A 4,498-nucleotide genomic window follows, 5' to 3' on the forward strand; every position below is an offset into this window, starting at 1 on the left:
AGTTACTACAACTTCAGTTGTAGTGCCCTGCACATTGGTTCGTCTTGTTCAGTTTTCAAAGGTCTTTGTCGCTCTCTCGCGACAACTATATTAGTATATCATGACCTCTTCTTACTGTCAACACTTTTTTTAAAAAAAATTTACTTTTTTAAAAAAATTTTTTAAAAAAGTCGAAAAAAGCCCATAATACAGGCTTTTCATGCTTTAGAAAGATTACTTCTTTACAGTTTTATTCTTTTATTAGATATAGTAAAAAACTCTGGCTCAATAATTCCTATAGCGGGGAAAACTATTCTATAGATTTTAGAACTTTTTACTTATAAACAAATACTCCTATAATAACTATAATGAAAAGCGACGAAACTACCATTAGGAAGAACCTATGGGACTCATTAAGGATACCTCAGAATTATTCGGAGTTAAAGGTCCTAATATCATTATTTCATTCGTTTTGAAACTGATAATCATATTGAGATTCAAGTAAAATTCGATTATCCTGTACCATTATTCCCCATTGCCAAGGAAAGATTATTAAATAAGACTTTCAAAAACTTTCTAAACTTCCTCTTCTTGAACAAGCTGGAACTTCAACACTACTACGTCTAAAGAAACATTGTTTCCAGTGTAACAGCTGTTGGAGTGTCATGATTGCCGAGACATCATTTATTAAGAATATATGTTATATCTCAACCCTTGTCCGAAAAAAAGTTACACACCCCCTAACTCAGAAGGTACTTCTAATGGATATTGCTTGAAAACTTCATGTGTCAACTTATACAGTCTATCGTAAGCATTACCAATTTACTTTCAAGAATCATTATGTCAAACTCTCAAAGATTATGTCCTGGAAGGAGTTTGGTTTTAAGAAAGGTGACTTAGTTTTTGTGACTCAAAACTATGAGTCCAGCGAACTCATTATCCTCTTCGATAAAGGTCTCCAAATTACTATACAAAACTACTTTTTTTGTATTCATTGAAAGCTCGGCAAAAGGTCCAATTTATCACGATGGATATATCAGAACCTATATCCCATTAGCTCGAAAACGCTTTTTAAACGCTAAAATCGTTCTGGATCGTTTTCATATTACCCATCACCTTGGACGCGTGTTTTTAAAGACAAGATTTCGATTATGGACCAATTTGATAAAAAGTCACTATCCTATCGTGCCTTAAATAATCACTGGCGAATCTTTCAAAAAGAAATCCGTAAGTTATCTCTCAACTCTTTTCATTCAATGACTTTCCGTCAAACCTTGATTACAGATGAAGTCGTTGAGAAGACACTAGACTTTTCAGCAGAAGAGAGCAGATGCATTCTTTGAGCTGATAGAGGAACGGTCCATCACCATTTAGGACTTTCCTCAGACACATCATAAATACGCTAGAAACAGACGATTCAAACGCGAAACTCAAAACGACTAATAAGTTGATCAAAGACATCAAACCTATAGGATTTGGTTTTAGAAACTCTATCAACTTTAGGAAGCGTGTTTTCATCACTCTAAACATGTAAAAAAAGGAAGACCTATCCGGTCCTCTCTAGATGTTAGCTTTTCATCAACCCACTACAGTTGACAAAGAGCCACAAAAAGCCCTAAAGAAAATAGAGAGGAAAGCCTCTCTATTTATATTCTTGTCTGTATTTGTTTTCTTCAGCTTTGTTAGCCCATACATAATGACCTGGTTTAATTTCAACCATTTGTGGTTTATCTTCAGAATAATCATGTTGTTCCGGATCATAAATTTTTAGAACTTTTTTACGTTCTAGAATTGGATCTGGAATTGGGACCGCTGAAAGTAGGGATTGAGTATATGGATGGATTGGGTGGTTAAATAGCTCTTCAGTTTCTGCTACTTCTACAATAACCCCTTTATAGATAACTGCAATACGGTCAGAAATGAAGCGCACAACTGACAAGTCATGGGCGATAAAGAGGTAGGTCAAGCCTAATTCTCTTTGGAATTTTTTCAAAAGGTTCAAGACCTGCGCACGTACTGAAACGTCAAGGGCTGAGATTGGTTCATCCGCAATGACAAATTCTGGTTCCATAACAAGTGCACGGGCAATACCGATCCGTTGACGTTGTCCACCTGAGAATTCGTGAGGGTAACGTGTCAAATGTTCTGCAAGAAGCCCAACTTCATGCATAATATTTTTTACTTTTTCCTGACGTTCTTCTTCACTGTTAAACAAATGGTGGTTGATCAAACCTTCGGAGATAATATAATCAACTGTAGCACGTTCATTCAAACTTGCTGCTGGGTCTTGGAAGATCATTTGAATTTTACGGATCAACTCTGATTTTTCACTATGAGAGTTTTTTCCGTTGATCTTGCGACCGTCATAAATAATTTCTCCAGCACTTGTATCATTCAAACCGATGATAGCACGTCCAATTGTCGTCTTCCCACTTCCTGATTCACCAACAAGAGAGAAAGTTTCTCCCTTATTAATGAAGAAGTTGGCGTTTTTAACAGCAACGAATTTTTTACTTCCTTCACCGAAGGAAATTTCTAAATCTTTAATTTCAACTAATTTTTCAGTCATTTCCTTCCTCCTATTCTGTAATGTGAGTGAAGCCCATTTTTGAGCCAATCTTTTCGTGAAGGTTTTCGATTACTTCTGGTTTATGAACTGTTGGTGCATCTGGATGGAGCAACCATGTCTTAGCCCAGTGAGTATCGGTCACTTTGAAAGCCGGTGCCTCTTCTTCAAAATCAATCTGCATCGCATAATCTGAACGAAGTGCGAAGGCATCTCCTTTGATTGGAGCATACAATGATGGCGGAGTCCCTGGAATAGAGTATAGATCACCATCTGAGGTTGATAATTGAGGCAAACTTGAAAGCAAGCTCCATGTGTATGGATGTTTTGGATCGTAGAAAATTTCTTCTACTTTACCAAACTCAACAATTTCTCCAGCATACATAACAGCTACTTTATCTGCAATACTTGCAACCACACCTAAGTCGTGGGTGATAAAGATAACTGTAAATTGGTATTCTTTTTGAAGGGATTTCAACAAATCAATGATTTGCGCTTGAATGGTCACGTCAAGGGCTGTTGTTGGTTCGTCACAGATTAAGATATCTGGACGGCAGGCCAAGGCGATGGCAATAACGATCCGTTGACGCATCCCACCTGAATATTGGAATGGATACTCATCAAAACGACGTTCAGCATCTGGAATTCCAACTTTCTCCATATAGTCCAATGCCATTTCTCTGGCTTCTTTAGCTGTTTTTCCTTGGTGTTTGATAATGACTTCTGTAATTTGTGATCCAATTGTATTAATTGGGTCCAAACTTGTCATTGGGTCTTGGAAAATTGTAGCGATCTTAGATCCACGAATATTTTCCCAATCTTTATTGGTCTTCAAATCAGTTAATTCTTGACCACGGTATTTAATCGAACCTTGGGCAATACGACCGTTATCTTCTAACATTCCGGTGAACGTTTTTGTCAAAACTGATTTCCCTGAACCTGACTCACCAACCAAGGCAAGAACTTCACCTTCTACTAGCTCAAGCGATACGCCACGAATAGCTGTCAGTACGCGATCGCGCACGTCAAATTCCACTACGATATCTTGAGCAGATAAAATAATATTGTTATTTGATGTCATATCTACTCCTCCTATCTATGTGTACGTGGGTCGCTGGCATCGGCCAAGTTTTGTCCGACGATAAAGAATGACAAGGATACTAAAATCAAAACAGTAAGCGGAATCCAGAATAGGTAGGCATTTGTAGTTACGTTTTGAGAATAGTCAGAAATCAACCGTCCCAAACTTGGAACTGTAATTGGAAGACCGAGTCCGAAGAATGAAAGGAAGGCTTCATAAGAAATAAAACTTGGTAACATTTGTGATGTTTGCGTCACGATAACAGATACCAATTGAGGCAAAATGTTTTTCGTAACAATTTTCAAAGTTGGCGTTCCTAATGTTCGACTGGCAAGGTTGTACTCCAAATCACGGTAACGCATGATTTGAACACGAATCATGTAGGCAATTCCGATCCATCCGGTTAAAGACATGGCAAGAATCAAATTCCAGAAACCAGATCCCATTGAGTAAGTCAAGACGATAACGATTAGCAAGAATGGAATATTTGAAATGACATTGTATACTTCCATCATGATACGATCGATGGATTTTGAGATTCCCCAAATTCCACCAACGATGACTCCGACCACCACGTTAATAACAGTGGCAATGAAGGAAATGATAATTGAATTTCGAGCACCAAACCAAACTCCATCAAAGAGGGATTTACCGTTATTATCTGTACCAAAGAAAGCTTTGGCACTTGGTGGATTCAAACGAGCAGTAAAGTCATTGACCTTACTAACATCATTGTAATCGAAATTTGAAAACATCGGGTAGACAAAACTCATCAAGAGAATCCCAATCAAAACAGCAAGCATAATGATAGTGGTTCTTTTCTTAAAGAATTGTCTGAATACAGATTTCCAGTATGAGTATGCCGGAGCATC

3 protein-coding genes and 1 pseudogene are annotated in these 4,498 nt (G+C 37.6%); 1 reads left to right on the forward strand and 3 read right to left on the reverse strand.

Translation table 11 applies throughout. The features are described 5' to 3' along the window. Positions 1–382 precede the first annotated feature (382 nt). A pseudogene (locus SPADD19_RS11690) lies at positions 383–1,550 on the forward strand (transposase). 71 nt (positions 1,551–1,621) lie between these two features. On the opposite strand, the gene SPADD19_RS06805 reads toward SPADD19_RS11690, so the two are convergent. The 3 genes from SPADD19_RS06805 to oppC form a co-directional block, all read right to left on the reverse strand. After that, on the reverse strand, positions 1,622–2,548 hold the full coding sequence (locus tag SPADD19_RS06805; protein WP_003010296.1) for an ATP-binding cassette domain-containing protein: 927 nt from the start codon (positions 2,546–2,548) through the stop codon (positions 1,622–1,624). 10 nt (positions 2,549–2,558) lie between these two features. Next, positions 2,559–3,626 carry an ABC transporter ATP-binding protein gene (locus tag SPADD19_RS06810; RefSeq protein ID WP_061455603.1) on the reverse strand — a complete coding sequence of 356 codons (1,068 nt, stop codon included), beginning with the start codon at positions 3,624–3,626 and terminating at the stop codon, positions 2,559–2,561. An 11-nt stretch (positions 3,627–3,637) separates the two neighbouring features. Next, positions 3,638–4,498: oligopeptide ABC transporter permease OppC (gene oppC / locus SPADD19_RS06815; RefSeq protein WP_164905861.1), on the reverse strand; the 861-nt coding region annotated here is incomplete at its 5' end.

Origin of the sequence: Streptococcus parasanguinis, assembly GCF_001578955.1 — a bacterium.
Taxonomy (GTDB): Bacteria; Bacillota; Bacilli; order Lactobacillales; family Streptococcaceae; genus Streptococcus; species Streptococcus parasanguinis_U.

Bases quoted from the DNA above. Each gene is read 5' to 3' on its own strand.
- SPADD19_RS06805 (WP_003010296.1), bottom strand. From the start codon at position 2,548: ATGACTGAAAAATTAGTTGAAATTAAAGATTTAGAAATTTCCTTCGGT.
- SPADD19_RS06810 (WP_061455603.1), bottom strand. From the start codon at position 3,626: ATGACATCAAATAACAATATTATTTTATCTGCTCAAGATATCGTAGTG.